The organism is Pseudomonas sp. MF08831, from assembly GCF_059862645.1.
Genome location: NZ_JCBCUX010000001.1, coordinates 583853 through 606239 on the forward strand (window position 1 = coordinate 583853; position 22387 = coordinate 606239).

The 22387-nt window shown below is 59.6% G+C and carries 25 protein-coding genes and 1 tRNA gene; 8 read left to right on the plus strand and 18 right to left on the minus strand.

The genetic code is table 11. From position 1 onward, the window contains the following. The first annotated feature begins 186 nt into the window (after positions 1-186). The gene (locus tag AC19YS_RS02775; RefSeq protein ID WP_124418271.1) at positions 187-915 is read left to right on the plus strand and encodes an amidotransferase; all 729 of its coding nucleotides are present in this window, start codon (positions 187-189) and stop codon (positions 913-915) included. A 38-nt stretch (positions 916-953) separates the two neighbouring features. Here AC19YS_RS02775 and AC19YS_RS02780 read toward each other — a convergent pair whose 3' ends face one another. The 3 genes from AC19YS_RS02780 to AC19YS_RS02790 form a co-directional block, all read right to left on the minus strand. Beyond that, entirely contained in the window at positions 954-1925 is a 972-nt protein-coding gene (locus AC19YS_RS02780) for a magnesium and cobalt transport protein CorA (RefSeq protein WP_058420797.1), read from the minus strand. A 136-nt stretch (positions 1926-2061) separates the two neighbouring features. Next, positions 2062-2802, minus strand: coding sequence for a lysophospholipid acyltransferase family protein (locus AC19YS_RS02785; protein ID WP_500600855.1), 741 nt, complete (start codon positions 2800-2802; stop codon positions 2062-2064). A 215-nt stretch (positions 2803-3017) separates the two neighbouring features. Beyond that, on the minus strand, positions 3018-3710 hold the full coding sequence (locus AC19YS_RS02790; RefSeq protein ID WP_119742052.1) for a crotonase/enoyl-CoA hydratase family protein: 693 nt from the start codon (positions 3708-3710) through the stop codon (positions 3018-3020). Between the two features lie 336 nt (positions 3711-4046). Here AC19YS_RS02790 and AC19YS_RS02795 point away from each other — a divergent pair. Together AC19YS_RS02795 and AC19YS_RS02800 are read left to right on the plus strand one after the other, a co-directional pair. After that, positions 4047-4136, plus strand: a tRNA-Ser gene (locus AC19YS_RS02795). A 299-nt stretch (positions 4137-4435) separates the two neighbouring features. Next, a complete protein-coding gene (locus AC19YS_RS02800; RefSeq protein ID WP_200622827.1) occupies positions 4436-4804 on the plus strand; it encodes a hypothetical protein in 369 nt (122 codons plus the stop codon). Positions 4805-5059: 255 nt separating this feature from the next. Here AC19YS_RS02800 and AC19YS_RS02805 read toward each other — a convergent pair whose 3' ends face one another. The 8 genes from AC19YS_RS02805 to AC19YS_RS02840 all read right to left on the minus strand — a co-directional run bounded on the left by AC19YS_RS02805 (position 5060) and on the right by AC19YS_RS02840 (position 10410). Continuing rightward, the gene (locus AC19YS_RS02805) at positions 5060-5434 is read right to left on the minus strand and encodes a c-type cytochrome (RefSeq protein WP_177410066.1); all 375 of its coding nucleotides are present in this window, start codon (positions 5432-5434) and stop codon (positions 5060-5062) included. 192 nt (positions 5435-5626) lie between these two features. Then, the gene (locus AC19YS_RS02810) at positions 5627-5896 is read right to left on the minus strand and encodes a short-chain dehydrogenase (RefSeq protein WP_200622826.1); all 270 of its coding nucleotides are present in this window, start codon (positions 5894-5896) and stop codon (positions 5627-5629) included. Positions 5897-6118: 222 nt separating this feature from the next. After that, on the minus strand, positions 6119-7159 hold the full coding sequence (locus AC19YS_RS02815) for an EamA family transporter (RefSeq protein ID WP_200622825.1): 1041 nt from the start codon (positions 7157-7159) through the stop codon (positions 6119-6121). Between the two features lie 68 nt (positions 7160-7227). After that, positions 7228-7563: a hypothetical protein gene (locus AC19YS_RS02820; protein ID WP_106576263.1), complete on the minus strand. Its 336-nt coding sequence runs from the start codon at positions 7561-7563 to the stop codon at positions 7228-7230. A 100-nt stretch (positions 7564-7663) separates the two neighbouring features. Next, on the minus strand, positions 7664-8017 hold the full coding sequence (locus AC19YS_RS02825) for a gamma-glutamylcyclotransferase family protein (protein ID WP_106576264.1): 354 nt from the start codon (positions 8015-8017) through the stop codon (positions 7664-7666). 9 nt (positions 8018-8026) lie between these two features. Further along, a complete protein-coding gene (locus AC19YS_RS02830) occupies positions 8027-8686 on the minus strand; it encodes a M24 family metallopeptidase (protein ID WP_106576266.1) in 660 nt (219 codons plus the stop codon). 206 nt (positions 8687-8892) lie between these two features. Next, positions 8893-9471 (minus strand): DUF4337 domain-containing protein, encoded by a 579-nt coding sequence (locus AC19YS_RS02835; protein WP_119742060.1) that lies wholly within the window; start codon positions 9469-9471, stop codon positions 8893-8895. A 54-nt stretch (positions 9472-9525) separates the two neighbouring features. Then, entirely contained in the window at positions 9526-10410 is an 885-nt protein-coding gene (locus tag AC19YS_RS02840) for a LysR family transcriptional regulator (RefSeq protein ID WP_200622824.1), read from the minus strand. Between the two features lie 92 nt (positions 10411-10502). On the opposite strand from AC19YS_RS02840, the gene AC19YS_RS02845 reads away from it, so the two are divergent. After that, entirely contained in the window at positions 10503-11471 is a 969-nt protein-coding gene (locus AC19YS_RS02845) for an NAD-dependent epimerase/dehydratase family protein (protein ID WP_179676880.1), read from the plus strand. Here AC19YS_RS02845 and AC19YS_RS02850 read toward each other — a convergent pair. Together AC19YS_RS02850 and AC19YS_RS02855 are read right to left on the minus strand one after the other, a co-directional pair. Next, positions 11458-11814 carry a DUF2784 domain-containing protein gene (locus AC19YS_RS02850; RefSeq protein ID WP_106576272.1) on the minus strand — a complete coding sequence of 119 codons (357 nt, stop codon included), beginning with the start codon at positions 11812-11814 and terminating at the stop codon, positions 11458-11460. The two genes, AC19YS_RS02845 and AC19YS_RS02850, sit on opposite strands and share 14 nt — an antisense overlap. Before the next feature lie 30 nt (positions 11815-11844). Then, complete coding sequence (locus tag AC19YS_RS02855) at positions 11845-12741, minus strand: LysR family transcriptional regulator (RefSeq protein ID WP_169367421.1); 897 nt, start codon at positions 12739-12741, stop codon at positions 11845-11847. Between the two features lie 97 nt (positions 12742-12838). Here AC19YS_RS02855 and AC19YS_RS02860 point away from each other — a divergent pair, with 97 nt between their 5' ends. Beyond that, entirely contained in the window at positions 12839-13687 is an 849-nt protein-coding gene (locus AC19YS_RS02860; protein WP_500600856.1) for an oxidoreductase, read from the plus strand. 104 nt (positions 13688-13791) lie between these two features. Next, on the plus strand, positions 13792-14481 hold the full coding sequence (locus tag AC19YS_RS02865) for an HAD-IA family hydrolase (protein WP_106576275.1): 690 nt from the start codon (positions 13792-13794) through the stop codon (positions 14479-14481). Positions 14482-14591: 110 nt separating this feature from the next. Here the strand turns inward: AC19YS_RS02865 and AC19YS_RS02870 are convergent, their stop codons facing one another. Further along, complete coding sequence (locus AC19YS_RS02870; protein ID WP_106576276.1) at positions 14592-15338, minus strand: 3-oxoacyl-ACP reductase family protein; 747 nt, start codon at positions 15336-15338, stop codon at positions 14592-14594. 106 nt (positions 15339-15444) lie between these two features. On the opposite strand from AC19YS_RS02870, the gene AC19YS_RS02875 reads away from it, so the two are divergent. Next, positions 15445-16368, plus strand: a complete 924-nt coding sequence (locus AC19YS_RS02875; protein WP_500600858.1) for a LysR family transcriptional regulator — start codon at positions 15445-15447, stop codon at positions 16366-16368. Positions 16369-16474: 106 nt separating this feature from the next. Here AC19YS_RS02875 and AC19YS_RS02880 read toward each other — a convergent pair whose 3' ends face one another. From AC19YS_RS02880 to AC19YS_RS02890, 3 genes are all read right to left on the minus strand, one after another. Continuing rightward, complete coding sequence (locus AC19YS_RS02880; protein ID WP_500600859.1) at positions 16475-17203, minus strand: aspartate/glutamate racemase family protein; 729 nt, start codon at positions 17201-17203, stop codon at positions 16475-16477. Positions 17204-17216: 13 nt separating this feature from the next. Further along, positions 17217-18746: an NCS1 family nucleobase:cation symporter-1 gene (locus AC19YS_RS02885; protein WP_500600860.1), complete on the minus strand. Its 1530-nt coding sequence runs from the start codon at positions 18744-18746 to the stop codon at positions 17217-17219. Positions 18747-19214: 468 nt separating this feature from the next. Continuing rightward, the gene (locus tag AC19YS_RS02890) at positions 19215-19949 is read right to left on the minus strand and encodes a phosphoadenylyl-sulfate reductase (RefSeq protein WP_200622819.1); all 735 of its coding nucleotides are present in this window, start codon (positions 19947-19949) and stop codon (positions 19215-19217) included. A 152-nt stretch (positions 19950-20101) separates the two neighbouring features. Here AC19YS_RS02890 and thrH point away from each other — a divergent pair, with 152 nt between their 5' ends. After that, the gene (gene thrH, locus AC19YS_RS02895; RefSeq protein ID WP_119742077.1) at positions 20102-20719 is read left to right on the plus strand and encodes a bifunctional phosphoserine phosphatase/homoserine phosphotransferase ThrH; all 618 of its coding nucleotides are present in this window, start codon (positions 20102-20104) and stop codon (positions 20717-20719) included. Between the two features lie 219 nt (positions 20720-20938). Here thrH and pabB read toward each other — a convergent pair whose 3' ends face one another. Next, positions 20939-22282, minus strand: a complete 1344-nt coding sequence (pabB, locus tag AC19YS_RS02900; protein ID WP_169367418.1) for an aminodeoxychorismate synthase component I — start codon at positions 22280-22282, stop codon at positions 20939-20941. Positions 22283-22387: the final 105 nt, after the last annotated feature.

Sequence of the window (22387 nt, forward strand, 5' to 3'; positions counted from 1 at the left end):
AACCAAGGTGGGAGCCGGCTGCCCGCGATAGCAGTGTGTCAGCCAATGCAGATTTCGGCCGATATAACGCCAGCGCAGGCAAGCCCGCTCCCACATTGAGGCACTTGGCGAGACTTGCTTTGCAGGGGTGTTTCAAGGCAGGCTCTGGGGTGTGCATTATTCCCATCACCGTGTCAGGTATTTTTTATGTCGCTACGCGTCTGTATCCTGGAAACCGATATCCTGCGTCCAGGCTTGATCGATCAATACCAAGGGTACGGGCAGATGTTCAAGCGCCTGTTCTCCCAGCAGCCGATTGCTGCCGAGTTTGTGGTGTACAACGTGGTTCAGGGTGAATACCCGCCGGATGACGAGGCGTTTGACGCCTACCTGATCACCGGCAGCAAGGCCGATTCCTTTGGCACCGACCCGTGGATCCAGACCCTCAAAACCTACCTGCTTGAACGCTATGAACGCGGCGACAAGTTGCTGGGCGTGTGCTTCGGCCACCAATTGCTCGCGCTGCTGTTGGGCGGCAAGACCGAGCGCGCCAGCAAGGGCTGGGGCATGGGCATCCACGACTACAAGCTCAATGCCAAGGCGCCGTGGATGAGCCCGGTGGTGGAAGAGCTGACCTTGTTGATCAGCCATCAGGATCAGGTCACCAGCCTGCCGGAAAACGCTACCGTGATTGCCTCCAGCGATTTCTGCCCGTACGCCGCTTACCACATTGAAGACCAGGTGCTGTGTTTCCAGGGCCACCCGGAATTCATCCACGATTATTCCCGCGAGCTGCTGGAAATTCTTCAGACAACGTTGGGCGAAAAGATCTACACCAACGGCGTGGCCAGTCTGGCGCGTGACCACCACGGCGCAACCGTGGCGGAATGGATGATGCGGTTTGTGGCGCACAAGCCAGAAGCCGACGTGGCCTGAATCACGCTTGAGGCGGGGGCCGGCTGTCCGGCGTTGATTTACAACCAGCCCGACCGCTTGAAGCTGGCCCACAAACTGGTGCAGCCCACTGCAATAAACCCGAGCACCGCAAAGTAGCCGTAATGCCATTGCAGCTCGGGCATGTTCTGGAAGTTCATCCCATAAATCCCCGCCACCGCGGTGGGGAACGCCAGGATCGCCGCCCACGCAGCGAACTTGCGCTGCACCACGCTCTGGCGCGACGCTTCGAGCAATACACCAATCTCAATCGTCTGGCTGGCGATATCGCGCAAGGTGGTGAGGTCTTCCATCTGCCGTGTCACGTGGATCTGCACGTCACGAAAATACGGGCGCATGTTCTTGTCGATAAACGGGAAGCTCAGCTTTTGCAGTTCCTGACTGATCTCCACCATCGGCGCCACGTAGCGTTTAAGCCGCAGCACGTCGCGGCGCAGGCCGTGGAGGTTCTGGATATCACGCTCGCTCAGCGAGCTGCACAGCACATTGCGCTCCAGCTCATCAATTTCGGCGTGGATCGCTTCGCTCACCGGCTGGTAATTCTCGGTGACGAAATCCAGCAGCGCATAGAGTACGAAATCTTCCCCGTGCTCCAGCAACAGCGGCCGCGCCTCACAGCGCTGGCGCACAAAGCCGTAGGACGCCGAGTGGCCGTTGCGGGCGGTGATGATGTAGCCGTTGCCGGCAAAAATATGGGTTTCGATAAACTCCAGCTTGCCGTTCTCGCGCACCGGTGAGTAGGTGACGATAAACAGCGCATCACCGAAGGTTTCAAGCTTGGGGCGGCTGTGTTTTTCGAGGGCGTCTTCGATGGCCAGTTCGTGCAGATTGAACTGGCGTTGCAGGTTGGCCAGCTCTTGAGCGCTGGGCTCTTCCAGGCCGATCCACACAAAGTGATCGGGCTTGGCGGCCCAGGCTGCGCCTTCATCGAGGGTGATATCAGTGACTTTCTTTCCGGCGCTGTAGACGGCCGCCGCAACAACTCTACCCATGGTGCTGATCGCTTCTTATTGGGAGGACAGGTGTTGGGCAGCTTAGCGTGAATGGCGTTCCCTTGTTGCTCATGCAGACACGCTTTTTGTGGCGAGCACGCTTGCTTGTGCGCAGGTGCAAAGCGCCCGCAAAAAATCACAAAGGCGCGGGTGCCCAAACGGTCTGCAGTTCACGGTCCATCTGTGCAATACACGCATCCATCTGCTTCTGACACGCCTGCATCAACGCCGGGATGTCATCCGAAGTCAGTCCTACGGTAGGAATCGGCGGCAGCGAGCGAATGAGCACATCACCGCTGTCCCAGCGATTAAGCTGCATGTGCGTGACGTAGTTGCTGACACACACCTGCACGATGGGCACACCCGCCGCAATCGCCATATGAAACGCGCCTTTCTTGAACGGCAGCAGCCCTTTGCCCAAGTTGCGTGTACCTTCCGGGAACACCCAGATCGATGTGTCTTCATGCTGCAAAGTGCGCGTCGTGGTGAGCATCGCGCGCCGCGCCTTGTGCGCGTTGCCCCGGTCGATCAGCACATTGCCTGCCAACCAGAACAACTGGCCGAACAGCGGCACCCATTTCAGGCTTTTTTTGGCAATGCACACCGTGCGATGCGGCACCACAGTGCCCAGCACAAACAGGTCGTAGTTGGACTGATGGTTGGCGATGATCACGCACGTGCCGGGCTTATTACGCAGCGAGTCAACGTCCGCCCTCACGTTCAGTCGCAATATCCACATCGCAGGCAACCCATACAGGCGAGCGCACAAGCGACTGTTATCCGGGTTGAACGGCCGACAGATGCCCAGCAGTACGCCCAGCACACCGGCGACCATAAAGTGCAGGCCCATCAACAACATACGTAACAGGAGAAGCATCGACACGGCCCATCGGGACAAAAGGTGGCGCAGTGTACGGATGTGCACTGTATTCGGCAATTGCCCCTACAGACGTAGGAGATAGGCGATGTTTAAGCACATGTTTCAACGTGTGCCGGCAACGCCCAGCTAGAGCGGTTTAAGAAGTGTCCGCTTTTTTTTTGTAAGAAAAAGCCCGACTCAAGGTCGGGCTTTGGCACAACATGGGTGAGGCATCAGATCAGGTTATGGCCCTGATCCTGAATGATCGCGTCATCCAAGGCTTCCAGCAGTGCCTTGCGCACCTTCAACTTGGTGTGCTTATGGGCGTTCATGTTGATCTTCTTCAATTGACGCGCCGCTTCCAGGGCCGCCGCGTGCAACTCTTCTGGCGCAACCACTTTATCCAGGAAGCCGGCTCCCAAGGCACCTTGCGGGTCAAACATTTCGGCATTGATGACCGACCGGTGAAACGCCGACTTGCGCAGACGATCCCGCGCCAACTCGATACCGGCGTGGTGCATGGTCATGCCGATCGCCACTTCATTCAGGCCAATGCTGAACGGGCCTTCCACACCAATGCGGTAATCGGCCGACAACAGCAGGAATGCACCTTTGGCCACCGCGTGCCCAGGGCACGCCACAATCACCGGGAACGGGTGCGACAGCAGGCGACGCGCCAACGTCGAGCCCGACGTCACCAGGCTGATGGCCTCTTTAGGTCCGGCCGTCATCACCTTCAAATCATAACCGCCCGACAGAATCCCCGGCGTGCCGGTGATGATCACCACCGCGCGATCCTTCTCGGCCTGATCCAGTGCCGCATTAAACTCACTGACCACCGCCGGAGAAATGGCATTCACCTTGCCGTTGCTCAAGGTCAGGGTCGCGATACCGTCTTCGAGGTGGTAGGCAATCAACTCACTCATGACGCGGTTCCTTGTAGGATTTGTTATAGATAGGCTGTTTATAGAAGCGCATGCGCAGACGTTACCCACCACGCCCGCCCCGGTAAAGCGCCGTGACTGACTACCCAGTCAGACTTTTCCCGCATCCCCAAGGGTAGACGGCCCGGAGCAGGGCGCAGCAGCCCCACCAAACGCGTACCGCCGATGCCCGAGAATGGCAGATTCACCGTCCCTCGCTGGGTGGGTAACGGCATAACCGTCTAAGCGCATGAAAATTCTGAAAAAAACCGTTGCCATCAGAAAGGCTTTCGACTACATTAGCGCGCCTCGGCAGACTGAACTGGTTTGACGAGATACGGTGAAGTGTCCGAGTGGCTTAAGGAGCACGCCTGGAAAGTGTGTATACAAGAAATTGTATCGAGAGTTCGAATCTCTCCTTCACCGCCACATTAAGTAAACACAGACCCCTGATTTTCCTAGAGAAAGTCGGGGGTTTGTGGTTTCTGGTGTCTGGAAATTATCTCCATGGGACGGGTGTGCTAGATGGGTACATAAGTACAGCCAATAACTGAATTGCCAGGGCCGATCCATCTGCCGCTGACGACTTTGTCTATGTGTGACTAATCCTACCCAAGCGGCTATTCACCTATTACAAATCAGCGGCGTTCAGTCCTCAGTGCCCTTGCCCCCGGTGCGTCGTAAACCTACAACTACACTTTGTGCATCGAGCACTCTCAGGACAGCGCATGGATATCACAATTCATCGCAAGAAAGGCCTGTTTGATAGCGCTTATGGTCAAGCTATTGCGCTGGCAATCTTGTTTGACGGTAAGGTCGTAGGGCGCCTGGAAACGGGTGAAACATTATCTCTAGTCCTTCCGGATGCTTGCGGGACGTTGCAAGTCGGTCTGCTTGACCCCGCAAATTCGCCTTATGTAGGACGCATGTCTGGTGCGCTCATATCGATCAGCAATGCTCAGAGCCTTACCCCGGGGCAAGCCGTTCAGGCATTTTCGGTACGAACTCGCAAATGGGTGTTTTTTGATGTGCTGGGTTTGGCGGGCATAGCACCCTTTAAGCGCTGGGCGCTGGCGCTTGAGATAGATCGAAGTTAGAACGCTTCTGACAAACTGCAATTGACGGCAGTAGACCTTGGCCATGCGCCGCTTCGATTTGTAAACGGCAGGCCGTTATCAGCAAGGCGATAAAAGAACTTTATAGTGGCTGAACGCTGAATTCGAATAAGGCCGCTTATTTAATACAGGCCCTCACACGCTCGCTCGGTGAGAGCGCTTGTTTTGCGAGGGTTATCCCCATCTACTTGGCAAATGACAAAGTAATTGATACTTGGATTGCTGTTTAAAAAAACATCATTTTTTTAAAATAGCGCCACTCATATATTGATTCAAATCGCGAAAATCATTAACCGTCCAGGCATGGGGCGGCACCTTCACACCATTGTCCCGCAACGTTCTCGGAATCAAGTCTCCATTCGGCCGAAGTATTACCGACGATACAATAACGCCCGGATAATCACTCAGTCGTTTCTTGAAAGCAGGTGTTGTCAAATCAGGCGTAGGCGGATTGCTCTTATGCGCTAATGGTCCTGTTCCCTTGATATCAGCTCCGTGGCACATGGCGCATCGCTGTAAGAACAGGTTTTTCCCATTGGTATTTTCCGCGAAGGAGAGGGGTGTTTGGATGAGCGATAACATTCCCAGCGTAGCGATGAACACTATTTTCATTTTTATAAGGTCTTGTTGGTTGAGTCAGGGCTGAATCGAGGGGAATCCCGCAGGTGCCATTGCAGCTCAGTGTATAGGCGAGCCCTTGAATTCTAAAGCGAGGGACATGGCGTCAAATACGAGACAAACAAAACCCCCAGGTTTCTGCAGAGACCTGGGGGTCGTGGAGTTTGAAAGCGTAGCGTTCTTAGATCATGCGCGCGGCATGTCTATCCGCCGCGCAATGACATCCAGCAAGTCGCACCCGTCGCGCAGCGGAATTGAGCAGAGCAACGCAAAATCGCTGAGCACCACTGCATCACTACTTATCTCACTACGTAGTGCAAGGTTCTCAAGCACTTGGGTGACGGCCTGCAGCCGATAACTCGCGGCGTCGAGGAGTACTTCCAGCGGTGCAGTGGTATCGACAAAAAGTGCCGGTGTGGCGCTGTCGTTGCTGGTAAGGGCCATGTATTGGTTCATGAGTGACTCCATTAAGACAAAGATAAATAACCACGACGCTTTTTCACCCGCTACGGCCAAAAACGGCCGTTGCCTGGCATAGCGTTGTTTGCATTCCGTCTTGTAGTCGAGTCGCCAAACCCGGCCGCTCACACAGCGACCGAGCGACTATAAGGTTGGTCTTTGAAAAACAGGAGCGAGCTGCTTCCGAATGGGCTGTAGGACGTTGCTCAAATCGGTGCCTCAATGCCGATGCCGATGATGCACATCCGGAAAGTGCGCATGGTTATGCTTTATCACGCTGTGAACATGCACGTGACTATGCGGCTGCGCCGGGTCCCACTCGAACCCATGCTCATGCTGATGATGCTCATCATGCACGTGCCGATGCCCGTGTTCCGTCGCGTCATGCAGATGGTCGTGCGCATGCCGCTCTGTCAGGTGCAACCACACGCCCACGGCCATCAGCGCCGACGCAATCCAGAACGCCACCGTCACCGACTCCCCGAACGCCAGCAAGGCCACCGCCGCCCCAAGGAACGGCGCCGTCGAGAAGTACGCCCCGGTGCGCGCACTGCCCAGCCCGCGCAAGGCCAGGACAAACATGACCAGGCTGATGCCGTACCCGAGAAACCCCACCAGCAAGATCGGCGCCAGCTGCGCCACACCCGGCATCTGCGCCCCGAGGTACAGCGCGAGGCTGCAGTTCACCGCCCCGGCAATCAAACCTTTGGCGCCGGCGATGAACAATGCGTCCGCCGCAGACACCTTGCGCGTCAGGTTGTTATCGATGCCCCAGCACAAACAGGCGACTGCCACGGCCACCGGCCCGAGCCAATCGTGGCTGGCGCCGCCGGCGTCGGACCAGGACAGCACCACGCCGCCCAGCACAATGGCGATCATCCCGAACACAATGCGCCGGTCGGCGTTTTCTCTGAACACCCGCCAGGCGATGAAGGCGGTCAACACCGATTCAAGGTTGAGCATCAGCAAGGCGGTCGTGCCGGCGGTGCGGTTCAGGCCGAACATCAGTGCCACCGGCCCGAGGATACCGCCGAACGCGATGGCGCCGATCAGCCACGGCCATTCCGCCGGGGTGAGCCCGGTGGGTTTCCAGCCATGATCACGGATCAGGCGCACGCCTGCGAGGCCGACGCCGCTGCCGAGGTAGAGCAGGCCGGCGAGCAGTATGGGCGAGAGGCCCAGGCCGAGGGTTTTGGCGAGCGGGGTGCTGGCGCCGAAGAGCGCGGCAGCGGCGAGTGCGTAAAAGATACTGAGGTTCATGGGCCGTCCTCGAAGGTCTGGCCCATGATACGTCGCTTGTCGGGCTCAAGGCCCTGACAACTTCCTGCTTATTGCGCGGTTTTCAGCTTGATCACATCACCGGAGATTTTGGTGGTGTAACCGCTCAGCACCCAGGCCCAGAACCAGTTTTCCTGCACTTGGGTGTTGATCAGCGCGTCGCCGCCTTTGGCCTTGATGGCCGCAGTCTGGGCGCGCACGAAGCGGCTGTTCTGGCCGATCGGGATGACGCCGAACAACATGATGCCGGTAGCGCTGGCTTCACTGTGGCCCAAAACGGTGTATTGGCTGCTGTCGTACTGCGGGGATTTGATGGCGGTGCCGGTGCAGCCTGCGAGGGTAAAACCGAGAACAGCTGCTGCAACCACTTTACTGACGTACTTCACTGTGTAACTCCATGGACTGACCCTCGAGATTCAATTCTCGAGGGGGCGCCACTTTAATCTGCACAGTGGCAGATTGAAATCAATTGCCCGCAATCTCATCTCAGGCTTGCACGTAGACCCACGCTGTCAGGCCCGAAGCCAATGCCACTGACACACGCTTGTAGTCCGACACCTCGTAGGCATCGGCTGCCGCCAGTTCCTGCTCGTTGATCTGAAACACCATGCCTTCAACGCTGGCAGCCTGTTCTTCGGTCGGCGCGACAATCGGGTGGTGCGTCTTGCCGCTGGTGGCCAGCACTTCGGGGTCGGTGATTTCGACCCAGCTTTGCGAATAGCCGAGCATCGCGTCGTGCTGGCCGACCAGTTCCCGGCCAAAGTTGGCCAGTTGCACGGCCTTGTCTTGCAAGGTGCCGTAGGAAAACAACAGCACGGGGAATTGGGTGGAGTGTTCCATGGGTATTCCTTAAGCGAGTAGGTCTTCGTAAAAAGCGCCGTAGGGCTTGCTCGGGTGGGCAATCTGAATTTCCAGGATCCACAGCCCGGCGTTAGGGCAGTGCTCGAAATCCCCCAGGTCGCCGCCACGGTGGATCGCGTGAGGAAAGTCGCTGACGCGGTGGCCCTTGATGTCCAGGTTCAGTTGCCAGCCCATGGCCTTGGCGTGTTCTTCTGCGTAGCGGTACAGCTCAAGGCCTACGACCTGGTCATTTTTCCAGCGCGATTGTACGCGGTCGAACAGTACTTTGGCGGCGCTTGCGCAGGCGATCATTTCAGGGTCGTTGCCGGTGGTGAAGGTAGCGCCGGCGTCACCTTCGTGGCCTTGCCAGACGGCGCCCATGTCGATAAAGAAGATATCGTTTTCACCCAGCACCGGGTCGCCGTCCGAGCGCTGGTTGAAAGCCTTGAGGGTATTGGCGCCAAACCGTACCAGCAGCGGATGCCAGATGCGTTGCATGTCGAGCTCGGCGAGCACCTGTTTGCCCAGCTCACGCGCTTGGGATTCAAGCATGCCGGGGCGAATGCGTTGGGCGAGGTGGTCGATGGCTTGCCACGTCATGGCCTGGGCGTAGCGCATGGAGTCGATACTGTAGGCGGCGCCCACGGCTTCTTTGGGTTGTGCAGTCACCGGTTTCCCCTCGCATTGAACAGCATCAGGCGTTATGCGTTTTACTATATAGCGATGTGATGGCTGAACCCAACTCCGAAAACACCGCAGAGCCAATGTGGGAGCTGGCTTGCCTGCGACAGCGGTGGCACAGCAACATTAATGCTGCTTGACCCACCGCCATCGCAGGCAAGCCAGCTCCCACATTTTTGACTGTGATCAGTCTGTCAGAGGTGCAACCACGCCAGGCCACCCAGCACCACGGCGACCCCGCCAGCGGTATAGGACATGCGTTTGAGCCACTCCTTGCGCGTCAGCAACGTAATCGCCGCCAACGAAATCGCGATCTGAATCGCCGTCATCGCCTGCGCCCAACGGTGATGCTGGTGCAGCGCCTCTTCGGATTTCTGATCCCATTCCTTGGAGGTCGCCTCAAGCTTTTCGGCCTGTTTGCGCACGTCTTCCTTCTGGCTCTTGTAACGCTCGATCTCATCCTTGTAATGCGCAGCGTCCACGCCGGGAATATGCGTGGCCAGTTCGGCCAGGTTCTGCCGGCTGGATTTGGCCTGGTAGTAGTTCCACTGGTTGGCGGCTTCGGTCTTGATGATGGCGGCGTTGTTCTTGTCCATCGCCGCTTCGCTTTCGGTGGAGCCGGCCTGGTAGCTGAGCATGGCGCCGAGGGTGGCCATCAGCGCGGTCATCACGGCGATGCGGCTGGCAAAATTGTCACCGCGCCCGTGCGCATGTTCGGTGGTGTGTTCGATGTGTTTTTCGTGAGGGCTGGGGACTTCGAAGGCTTCGGACATGGGGGCGTCTACGAACGGAATGAGGGAGACTGATTCTTTACCAAACAAGCTGTCTCAAGCCTGTACGTAATGCTGCAAACCTGCGACCAGCGCATCAAAGGTCACCCGGCAGCGCGGGCTGTTGCGCAGATCTTCGTGCATGGTCACCCAGGTGTCCATCTTGAACGCGAAACCTTCAGGCAGCACCCGGTGCAGGCGTGGGTTCTGCTTGGCCAGTTGCACCTGGCAGCCGCCGATACCGGCACCCGCGCGGATCAGCGCCAGTTGCGCCAGGTCACTGTCGCTGCTGATGGCGAAGGCGCTGCGTTCAAAGCCCTTGATGGCCAGGCTGCGGATAAACGCGTTCTCCTGGTCGAAACCGATCACGGAATGGCTGACCAAGTCCTGCATTTGCAGAGGGATGCCGTGTGCTTGCAGGTAATCATCGCGGGCGTGCAGGCCTACTTCGATCAAGCCGACACGCCGCGCCAGCAATTGCTCCTGGCTGGGGCGGACCATGCGCACGGCGATGTCGGCTTCCAGTTGCAGCAGGTCGATCAGGCGGTTGGTCAGGATCAGTTCAACCCGCAGGTGCGGGTGCTGGCGGCGCAGCGCGGTGATGATCGGCGGCAGCACTTCCACGCCGATCACTTCACTGGCCGAGACCCGCACCACCCCGCGCACTTCATCGCCTTGAGAAGACGCCGCGCGTTCCAGGGCGGCGGCGGTGCGCTCCATGGTTTCAGCATGGGCGCGCAAGGTGCGCGCCACCGCAGTTGGCAACAGCCCCGTCGGTGAACGGGTAAAAAGCACCACGCCCAGCGCCGTTTCAAGCGCGGCAATGTGCCGACCGACCGTGGGCTGTGTGATGCCAAGCTGCCGTGCGGCCCCCGACAACGAACCTTCCTTGAGTACACCAAGGAACGATCGGTAAAGCTCCCAACCAATATTTGCGGCCATGCATAAATGTATAGCGGCTGGATGCTCTTCGGCAATTTATCTATAGCCACGCTGCACACAAAATGGCCTCACCAACAACGTGGGAGAAGGTCATGAGCAAAGTTCTGGTACTGGGTGCAACGGGCGGGATTGGCGGCGAAGTGGCGCGGCAGATGCGCGCGGCGGGCTGGGAGGTGTGTGCGTTGACCCGTGATGTGGACAAGGCGCGGCGTGAGAACGCGGGCTTTTCCTGGATCAAGGGCGACGCGCTCAATCGTCAGGAGGTCCTCGCTGCCGCCCATGGCTGTGCGGTGATCGTGCATGCGGTCAACCCGCCGGGCTATCGCAACTGGGCTGAATTAGTGATGCCGATGATCGACAACACCGTTGCGGCGGCCATCGCCGAGGGCGCGACCATCGTGTTGCCCGGCACGGTCTACAACTTCGGTCCGGACGCATTTCCCGTGCTGCACGAAGACTCGCCGCAACACCCGCAAACCCGCAAGGGCGCGATCCGGGTGCAATTGGAGCAGCGTTTGCAGCAGGCTTCCCGCCAGGGCGCGCGGGTGTTGATCGTGCGGGCCGGGGACTTTTTCGGTGCCCGCGTGGCCAACAACTGGTTTGCCCAAGGCCTGGTCAAACCCGGCAAGCCGGTGCACGCCGTGAGTTATCCGGGCGCGCCGGGTGTGGCGCACCAATGGGCGTACTTGCCGGATGTGGCGCGCACCGTGCTCGAGTTGATTGAGCGCCGGGCAAGCCTTGATGCGTTCGCGCGCTTTCATATGGCGGGGCACGTGGACACCGATGGCACGCAGATGACCCAGGCGATCCAGCGTGTGGTGCTGCGCAGGACGGGTCATCAACCCCGCGTAGGCCGCTTCCCGTGGTGGTTGATGAAACTCATCGCGCCCTTTGTCGTCACCGTCCGCGAGATGCTGGAGATGCGTTACCTGTGGCAAACCCCGCTGCTGCTCGATAACAGGCGACTGGTTGCGGCGCTGGGGCAGGAACCGCACACGCCGCTGGAACAAGCGGTGGAAGCCACATTGGCCGACCTTGGCTGCCTGCCTACGCCCGTCTGATCAGGCGCACATACACCGCGAGGTTGATCAGCAACACCAGCGCGCCAAGCACCAGTTGAATGTTCGGCGTCAGCCCGGCCGGGTAGATCAGCGTGACGATGTAATGCTCGATAAACCCGCCGCCATAACCGTCCTGCCCGGCGAGGTGGCGAAACAGGTTTTCCCAGCGAGTCAGCGGGCAGGGCAGGTGAAACACTTCCACGGCCACGCCCCAGGCGGCAGCGGGCAAGTGCAGCCACATGACTGGCCGCCACTTGAGCGCCAGCAGCCCGCCGAACAGCACGAACAGGATGAAACACAGGTGAAACAGCACCAGGCTGTCGGCGGCTACGCGATAGAACATGTGTGGGTTCGCTTTTAAGGTGGGCCCGTCTCAGGCGCCGAGTTGTGCTTGCAGGTAGTCGATAAACACGCGCAGTTTTTTCGGCGTGTTAGTGCGGTTGAAGTAATACAAATACAACGCGCTGTGCGTGATCCAGTCGCCCAATACTTCCACCAATTCACCGCTGCGCAAATATGGCTCGACGCTGGAGCGCGCCACATACGCGAAGCCGAAGCCGTCCAGTGCGCCCTTGATCATCAGTTCGATGTCATTGGTGGCCAGCCGGCCTTTGACCGTAACGCGCATCGGCTTGCCGTCTTTTTCGAAATCCCAGCGGTGCATCAAACCGGTCTGGGCACTGCGGTAGTTGACGCAATCGTGCTCAAGTAAGTCGTGAGGATGGGTCGGGATTTTGCGCCCCTGCAAGTAACCCGGCGTGGCGACGATGACAAAGCGCAGCTGCCGGGCGACCGGTATGACCACCATGTCCTCGGCGAGCACGTGGTCATAGCGGATGCCCGCGTCAAAGCCTTGGGCGACGATATCCACCAGGGCATTGTCCACGGCCACTTCCAGGTTGATCCCCGGGTGCGCGCGCAAGAAACCCTGCAGCAACGGTTGCAGCACCATCCGGCTGGCGGTGGAGGGCACGTTCAGGCGCAGGGTGCCACTGGCCTCGACGGTGGCGGCGGCGACGCTGTGCAAACTGGTTTCCAGCTCTTCGAGCAGCGGTGTGATTTTTTCCAGCAATTGCGCACCGGCTTCAGTGAGGCTGACACTGCGAGTGGTGCGATTGAGCAGGCGCACGCCCAGCTGTTTTTCCAGGGCGCCGACGCGCTGGCTGACGGTCGACACCGACAGGCTCACCGCATCGGCGGCCTGGGTAAAGCTTCTGGCGCGTGCAACCTGCAGGAACAGGCGCAATTGCTGAAAATCAGGCGTGTCCATTGTGTGGTTTTTCCGAAAGGGTCTTGTGGATTATGCATCTTTTTCACAAGAACGCCGGCGCGCATACTTTTTCTACACCCACGAGGAAGGCCCCTTCATGACCGATTCAACTGCAAAACCTGTCTGGTTTATCACCGGTTGTTCCACCGGTTTCGGCCGCCAATTGGCGCTGCACACCTTGAGTCTGGGTTACCCGACGGTGGTCACCGCGCGCAACCCGCAACAGGTACAAGACATTGTTGCCGGGCATGAAGACAAGGCGCTGGTGCTGGCGCTGGACGTGACGGACCAGGCCCAGGTCGAGGCGGCCGTGCAGGCGGCTCAGGCCCGCTTCGGGCATATCGACGTGTTGGTCAACAATGCTGGTATCGGCTATTTCGGCGCGTTTGAGGAAAGCGACCTGGATGAAGTGCGCCGCATGTTCGAGATCAACGTCTGGGGCCTCAGCGCCATGACCCGTGCCGTGTTGCCGGGCATGCGCGCCCGTCGCTCGGGCACGGTGGTGAATATTTCCTCGGTAGGCGGGATTGCTGCGTTCCCGTCCTTGAGTTTCTATAACGCCACCAAGTTCGCCGTGGAAGGCTTGTCCGAGGCGCTCTCCCAGGAAGTCGCCCCGTTGGGCATCAAGGTGCTGCTGGTCGAGCCGGGCCCCTTCCGGACTGACTGGGCCGGGCGTTCAGCGAATGAGGCGCCTCACGCCATCGATGACTACCGCGACACAGCCGCGGCGCGTACCAGTCGCGTGCGTAACTACAGCGGCAAGCAACCCGGTGACCCGGTGCGCGCAGCCCATGCCATCGTCAAGGCGGTGGAAGCCGAGCAACCGCCCTTGCGCTTGTTGTTGGGCAAGGCCGCGCTGGGTTTTGCGCGCACCAAGGTCGAGGCGTTGAGTGCTGATTTTGACGCCTGGGCCGCGGTCACTGTGGGCGCGGATTTCCCTGAGTAAGGCCTGAGGGGGAAGAGTTGTGGCGGTCGCAACGGTTGCTTGCAGGCAACCATGACCGTTATTGTGCTGAATCCTTTTAGTCCTTCCCCCAAGGTTCTGTTGTGATGAATGCACCGCGTATTGCAGTCGGTCCAATCAAGGCCGTGATTTTCGATATGGACGGGTTGTTGCTGGACACTGAAGGCATCTACACCGAAGTCACGCAGATCATCGCCGAACGTTACGGTCGCACCTATGACTGGGGGATCAAGCAGCACATCATCGGCCGAGGCGCGCAGGACCTGGCCGACTATGTGGTGAAAGCGTTGGACTTGCCGATCACGCCGGCGGAGTTTCTGAAAATTCGCGAACCGCTGATGAGCGAGCGTTTCCCCAAGGCCCTGGGCATGCCCGGCGCCGAAGCGCTGGTGCGGCACTTGAACGCGCATAACATCCCGATTGCGGTGGGCACCAGCTCATCGCGTCATTCGTTTGGCCACAAAACCACGTTGCACCGTGAATGGTTTGGCCTGTTCGGCACCATCGTCACCGCTGACGACCCGGAAGTCGGCGCCGCCAAACCGTCACCGGATATCTTCCTCACCGCTGCGCGCCGCTTGGGCGTAGCGCCAGAAGATTGCCTGGTGTTCGAAGACTCACCGTTTGGCGTAACGGCCGCAAAAGCGGCCAACATGACGGCCATCGCCGTGCCGGATGAAGCCATGGCCGACAGCAAGTACGCGCATGCCGACCAGATCATCCGCAAACTCGCTGACTTTGACCTGGCCGCCTACGGCCTCCCACCCATGCGCTGACTCAACACAGTCAAAAAATGTGGGCGCTGACGGGCCTGCGATGGCGACCTTGAGGACGCCATCGCAGGCCAGCCAGCGCCCACATTGGGTTGTGCTGTTCTCCAGACCCCTTAGGCGCTGAAGCCACCATCGATGGTCAAGCTGGCACCCGTGATATACCCGGCTTCCGGCCCGGCCAGATACGCCACGAAACTGGCAATTTCCTCCACGTGGCCATAACGTCCCACTGCCATCAAACCGATCAATGTTTCGGCAAATTCGCCATTCGCCGGGTTCATATCGGTGTCCACCGGCCCAGGCTGCACGTTGTTAATCGTGATGCCACGCGGCCCCAGGTCCCGCGCCAAGCCCTTGGTCAGCCCCACCAGCGCCGCCTTGCTCATCGCGTACGGCCCGCCGCCGCCGAACGGCATGCGCTCGGCATTGGTGCTGCCGATATTGATCACGCGGCCGCCTTCGCTCATATGTTTGGCCGCTTCCTGCGTGGCAATGAACACGCTGCGCACATTGATCGCCAGGGTCTGGTCGAAGTCTTCCAGCTTGAAGTCTTCCAGTGGCGCGATGGCCAGCACCCCGGCGTTGTTGACCAGGATATCCAGGCGCCCGAAAGCGTCGACGGTGGCGTTGACGGCGGCGCGAATCGCTGTGGCATCGGCGCTGTCGGCCTGTATCGCCAGGGCTTGGCCGCCTGCGCTGATCACGCTGTTTTGCAACGCTTCGGCTTTTGCGGCCGAGCTGACGTAGGTAAAGGCGACGGCTGCGCCCTGCGCGGCCAGGCGTTTGACGATGGCGGCACCGATGCCGCGGGAACCGCCTTGAATCAAGGCGACTTTGCCAGTGAGGTTGTGTGCAGTCATGTCGATCTCCAAGTAGTTGATGGGGTGAGTATCGACCTCGTCCCGCCGCCCCGGTAGACCGTGATTGCTATAGTCTGTGTAAACCAAAAGTTTGCAATGGGGCAATATGGAAAGCTTTGGCAGTATCGAATGTTTTGTGCGCAGCGCCGAAGGCGGCAGCTTTGCCGAGGCCGCCAGGCACTTGAGCCTGACGCCGGCGGCGGTGGGTAAAAGCGTCGCCAAGCTGGAGGCACGCCTGGGTGTGCGGCTGTTCCAGCGCAGCACCCGACGCCTGACCCTGACCGAGGCCGGCAAGCTGTTCCTCGAAGAGGTCAGTGGCAGCCTCACCACCATCCAGAACGCCGTGGCCAACCTGGCCAGCGCCGAAGGGCGGCCGGTGGGCACGCTTAAAGTCAGCATGGGCACGGTGTTCGGCAATCGTTATGTGGTGCCGCTGCTGGCGGAGTTTACGCGGCGCTTTCCGGACATCAGCCCGGATTGGCATTTCGATAACCGTCAGGTCGACCTGATCGGTCAAGGCTTCGACGCTGCCATTGGCGGTGGTTTTGAACTGCCCCAGGGCGTGGTGGCGCGCAAGCTGAGCCCCGCGCATCGAGTGCTGGTGGCCTCGCCGGATTACCTGGCGCGACGCTCGCCGGTGCACGCGCCCGAAGATTTATCGCGGTGCCTGGGCATCCTGATCCGCTCGCCGCAAACCGGCCGCGTGCGCACCTGGCAACTCACCGGTCCGGACCGTGAACAACGCCCGCTGGTGCTCAAGCCGCGCATGACCATGAGCGACTCCGAAGCCGCCTGCTGCGCCAGCGCTCAAGGCCTGGGCATTGCGCTGGTGAGCATGCCGATGGCCGTGCCGTTTCTGGACAGCGGTGCGGTGGTGCGGGTGTTGCCCGACTGGTACGTCGACGACGGCAACATCTCCCTGTACTACGCCGAGCACAAACTGCTGCCCGGCAAGACCCGGGTGTTTGTGGATTTCATCATTGAGCAGTTTGCCGAGCAGCAACTGGGGCGACGGTTCAGCGCCATTTGATCACGGCGGCCTACCGAGGCGCGGCCATCGCGGGCAAGCCCGGCGCCCACTTTTAATCACATTCCCCTGTGGGCGCCGGGCTTGCCCGCGATGCAGGCGGAGCGGTCTACCGGCCGAATTGACCCGGCCAGCCAATCACTTTCTTCGGCCTCGGCGTGGCATACGTCCTGATCTTCGACGTCGACAACCCCAGCCGCACCAGCGATTCGGCAATGGTCACCGCGGCCGTCACCCCATCCACCACCGGCACGCCGGTGCGCAGGCGAATCTGTTCATCCAGCCCGGCCATGCCGCCGCAGCCCAGGCAGATCACCTCGGCCTTGTCTTCGTGAATGGCCCGTTCCGCCTGACGCACGATGGCTTCCATCGCCGCCAGCGGGTCTTCTTCCAGTTCCAGTACTGCCATGCCACTGGCGCGTACCGAGGCGCAGCGCTGGTACAGGCCGGCGAGTTTCAGGCGGTCTTCAATCAAGGGCACGGTGCGATCCAGGGTGGTGACTACTGAATAGGCATGTCCCAGGAACATCGCTGTGCTGGCGGCTGCTTCCGTGATGTCCACCACTGGCACGTTCAACAGCTCCTGCAACCCTTCACGGCCATGTTCGCCATAGCCGGCCTGGATCACCGCATCAAACGGCTGGTCGTAGGCCATCACGCGGTCCATCACCGCGATGGCGGCCAGGTAGCTTTCGAAATTGCCTTCCACTGATTCGGCGCCGAAGTACGGCGTGAGCCCGACAATCTCAGTGCTTGGCGAGGCGACGGCCCGCGCCTGCTGGGCAATGGTTTCAGTGATGGATTCGGTGGTGTTGACGTTGACCACGAGGATACGCATGGAATGTCCTTGATTAATGACTGACGTTATCGACTGCAATGCTTTCGCCGCTGACATCGGCGTAGTGCGGCCGACGCTTGGCGATTAAGAGGTACAACAGCCCTGCAATACCGGCGCCAAACAGCCAGGAAAACGGGGCGACGCTGGAAAAACCGGGCAACAGCGCCAGCAGAATTGCGATCACCGCTGCGGGAATAAACGCCGCGACCGCACGTAAATTGACTCCGCGGCTGTAGTAATAAACGCCATTTGGGTCTTCGCTATACAACTGCAATACGTCCACCTGGCTTTTACGGATCAGCCAGTAATCGACCATGATCACCCCGTACAGCGGCCCCAGCAGTGCGCCCAGGCCCGAGAGGAAATACACGATCACCAGCGGGCTGTTGTAGAGGTTCCACGGCAGGATCAGCACTGCCAGCGTGGCGCTGATCAACCCGGCGCGCCGAAAGTTCAGGTACTTGGGCGCCAGGTTGCTGAGCACGAACGCGGGGGCGACGAAGTTGGCCATGATGTTGACGGCCACGGTAACGATCAGGAAGGCCAGGCAGCCGAGCACCAGGAAGAAGGTATTGGGAATGGCTGCGATGATTTCGGTCGGGCTTTCGATCACCCGGCCATTGAGCTGGAACTGCCCGCCGCAGAGCAGCACGGTGATTGCGGCAAACACCAGGATATTCACCGGCAAGCCCCAGAAGTTGCCGACCAGAATGGTCTTGCGGCAGGGAGAGGAGCGGGCGAAGTCGCAGAAATTGAGGATCAGCGTGCCGTAGATCGTCAGCCACAACGCGCCACCGGCAAAGATATTGCGCCACATCTCGCCGCCGCTCAGCGGCTCGCGGATCGACCAGGCAATATTGCCGCCGACCTGGAAGTACATCCAACCGGCGAGCGAGGCCACCGTCACCAGAATCACCGGCCCGGCGAACGCCTCGTAGCGGCGCACCATTTCCATGCCGTAAGCCAGGATCACCAGCTGCACAAACCAGATCGCCACGAAACACGCCCAACCGAGGGTCGATAGGCCGAGGATGGAGTTGTGGTCATAGTCGGCAAATCCTGGATGAATGGCCGACAGCAGCACGCGGAAAACCACCGAGGCCAGGTAGGTCTGGATACCAAACCAGGCAATCGCAATGACCGCACGAATCAGCGCCGGAATCTGTGCACCGTGGATGCCGAAACTGATGCGGCTGATCACCGGGAAGGGCACTCCGGTCTTCTGGCCCATAAACCCCGACAAGTTCATGAAGAAATACACCAGCGCTGCGCCGATCCCCAGCGACATCAGAATCTGCCAGCCGCCGAGGCCCAAGGCATACAGGCCGATGGCAAACGAATAGTTGGCGATGTTGTGCACGTCATTGGTCCACAGCGCAAAGATGCTGTAGCGGCCCCAACGTCGGCCTTCAACCTTGGTGGGCGCCAGGTCTTTGTTGTGCAAGCGCGGGCTGAGCACGAGCGGGCCGGGGCTTGCGGCCACAGGGTTCAGGACGGAGGAGGGCAGATCCAGTGCGATGTTATTCGAGAGGCTTGTACGCATTCCGGCAGGCTCCGGCGCATCTGCTGCAACGTCGCAGATGGCAAAGTGTATGTAGGTTTTGTATTTATTGTATACAAAGCGCAATTCACCTTAAGCCACATGCGTGCCAGTTTTCGATCTATAAAAACGGTGTTTAATTTCGTTTTTACTGATTATTAAAATAACTATCTGAATTTAAAGCGATATAAATTGACCGTTTGAACAGGTATTTATTTTTTAATGGAGAGGCGCGCTATTGGATAGGCAAACAGCACGCGGGGAGGGGTGTTACGTTTTGGTGCGGTGAAATATGAATTGCACACATAAATGGCACCGATAGTTACATAGGTGTGTACAAAATTTTGTCCCTCACAAAGCAAATGTGGGAGCGGGCTTGCCCGCGATAGCGATCTGTCAACCAACAATTCATTGACTGACACACCCTCATCGCGAGCAAGCCCGCTCCCACATTTTTTACTGCGACAGACCTCAGGCCTTGCTGATGATATTCCCGGCGTGCAGCCCGCATTCCTTCTGCGTGGCTTCTTCCCACCACCAGCGGCCTTCACGCTCATGCTGGTTCGGCAATACTGGCCGGGTGCACGGCTCGCAGCCGATGCTGATAAACCCGCGCTCATGCAGGCTGTTGTACGGCAGCTCAAGCATGCGGATGTAACCCCAGACTTCCTCGCTGGTCATTTGCGCCAGCGGGTTGAATTTGTACAGGGTGCGCTCGGGTGTAGAGAACGCCGTGTCAATTTCCAACGCCGCCACCTGGCTGCGGGTGCCGGGGCTCTGGTCACGGCGTTGGCCGGTGGCCCAGGCGCTCACGCCGGACAGTTTGCGCCGCAGCGGTTCGATTTTGCGCACACCGCAGCACTCGCCATGGCCATCCTTGTAGAAACTGAACAGGCCCTTTTCCTTGACGAAGGGTTCCAGTTTGCTCTGGTCCGGCGAGATCAGTTCGATGTCGATCTTGTAGAAATCGCGCACCTGTTCGATGAACCGGTAGGTTTCCGGGTGCAGGCGCCCGGTGTCGAGGCTGAACACCTTGACGTTCTTGTTCAGCTTCCAAGCCATGTCTACCAGCACCACGTCCTCGGCGCCGCTGAAGGAAATCCACAGGTCGTCACCGAACTGGCTGAACGCCAGTTTGAGAATGTCCTGGGCGGATTTGTTGGCGTAAGTCGTGGCGAGTTCAACGACGTCGAAGGCTTGGTTCATCAGGACGGTTCCTACAGGTCAGTGGCGCTGAGCGCTCTATAGGGAAGCGATGGTACCAAAATCCGCCCTGCGTTGCGGCGCAGAGCTTGAGTCGCTAGAGTTCGGCAGTCCTTTTGCTCGCTCAACTAACAACATCTAAATGGGAGTGTCTTGTGGAAATTGCCTGTCTTGACCTGGAAGGGGTGCTGGTTCCGGAAATCTGGATCGCCTTCGCCGAAAAAACCGGTATTGAATCCCTGCGCGCCACGACCCGCGACATTCCCGACTACGACGTGCTGATGAAGCAACGCCTGCGCATCCTCGACGAGCATGGGCTCAAGCTTGCCGACATCCAGGAAGTGATCGCCACCCTTGAGCCGCTGGACGGCGCCATCGAGTTCGTCAACTGGCTGCGCGAGCGTTTCCAGGTGGTGATCCTGTCCGACACCTTCTACGAATTCTCCCAACCGCTGATGCGCCAGCTGGGCTTTCCGACCTTGCTGTGCCACCGCTTGATCACCGACGAAAACGACCGGGTGGTGAGTTACCAACTGCGTCAAAAGGACCCGAAGCGCCAATCCGTGCTGGCATTCAAGACCCTCTACTACCGCGTGATCGCCGCCGGCGATTCCTACAACGACACCACCATGCTGGGCGAAGCTGACTGTGGGATTCTGTTCCATGCGCCGCAGAATGTGATTCGCGAGTTCCCGCAATTTCCAGCGGTGCATACGTTTGAGGATTTGAAGAAAGCGTTCATCAAGGCGTCAAATCGGGCGTTGAGCCTGTAAGTTTTTCAGCGCTGCTGATGGCCCCTTCGCAGGCAAGCCCGCTCCCACATGTGATCGGGTTCACACAGTTGAATGTGTGGTGGCTGGCTTGCCTGCGACAGGGCCGGTACAGCCAGGTCAGGCCCCTGCGAGCAACCGATCATAAGGAATACTCAAGCCCTCATGCAGGCTTTTTCGGCAGCGCGGCTCTGCGTCTGAGCCTCAGGCAGGGCCGGGCTGCTACAAGCCTTCCAACGTTTGTAACAACACCCGCACTTTCGTCAGCGACTCCTGATACTCCGCCTCCCACTGCGAGTCCGCCACGATCCCGCCACCGCCCCAGCAGCACACCTGCCCATCCTTGACCAGCAAGCTGCGAATCGCGATAGAGCTGTCCATCTCGCCGCGCACATCCAGGTACACCAACGAGCCGCAGTACAACCCGCGCCGCGTGGGTTCAAGCTCGTCGATGATCTGCATGGCGCGAATCTTCGGTGCGCCGGTGATGGAGCCACCGGGGAAGCTGCCGGCGATCAGGTCGAGGGCGTCTTTGTCGTCGGCCAAGGTGCCAGTGACGCTGCTCACCAAGTGATGCACGTTGGGGTAGCTTTCCAGGCTGAACAATTGCGGCACTTTCACCGAGCCCGTCCGGCAGGTGCGGCCAAGGTCGTTGCGCAGCAGGTCAACGATCATCAGGTTTTCGGCGCGATCCTTGGGGCTGGCCATCAGCTCGGCGGCGTGGGCTGCGTCTTCTTCGGGTGTCAGGCCACGCGGGCGGGTGCCTTTGATCGGGCGGGTTTCGACGCGGCGCTCGCTGATGTGCACAAAGCGCTCCGGCGACAGGCTTAGCACTGCGCCGTCGTCCGGCAGGCTCTGGAACCCGGAAAACGGGGTAGGGCACGCCTCACGCAAGGCGCAGTAAGCCGCCCACGGATCGCCGACGCACGGCGCGCGAAAGCGCTGGGCAAAGTTGACCTGGTAGCAGTCGCCGGCCTGGATGTAGTCCTGAATGCGCACGATGGCCTGCCGGTAAGCGTCGGCGGTCAGGTCCGCAACCATGGGGCCGTGCAGTTTGAAGCTGGCCTGGCTGTCGACTGCGTCAACGTTGAACAGCGCAATCAAGCGTCGTCGCTCGCTGTCGATCAGCGAAGGGTGGAAGACCAGCTGACTGCTCTGCACCTGGTGATCGCTGATCAGCGCCCAGGCATACAGCCCAAAGCGCGCGTCCGGCAGGTGCAGGTCGTCCACCGCCAAGTGCGGCATGTGTTCCAGGTGGCGGCCGAAGTCGTAGCTCAGGTAACCGATCAAGCCGCCAGCGAACGGCAACTCATAACCCGCAGGCAGCCCCGCCTCACCCAACTGCGTGAGGTTTTCGCGCAAGCGTTGCAGGAAATCACTGCCGTTTTCGTCAGGCCGTACCGTCAGCGTTTCCACTGGCCAGGCGCTGAGCAGGTCATAGCGCCCGCGTTCGGCAGCCGGGCGGCCGCTGTCGAGCAACACTGCGCCGGGAGCGTGACGAATCGCCGCGAAGTAGTCGGCGGGGTTGGCCCGGTAGGGCAGCGGGTGTACAGAACAGGTCGACATGCGGGGTGGATCAGCTGTTGGCTTGGGGGAGGCGATTGTAGTCCCCCGAAGGGTTTGGTCCTAGAGCGCGGTTTAAATGGGGCAGCGGGTTTGCTCGCGACGGCG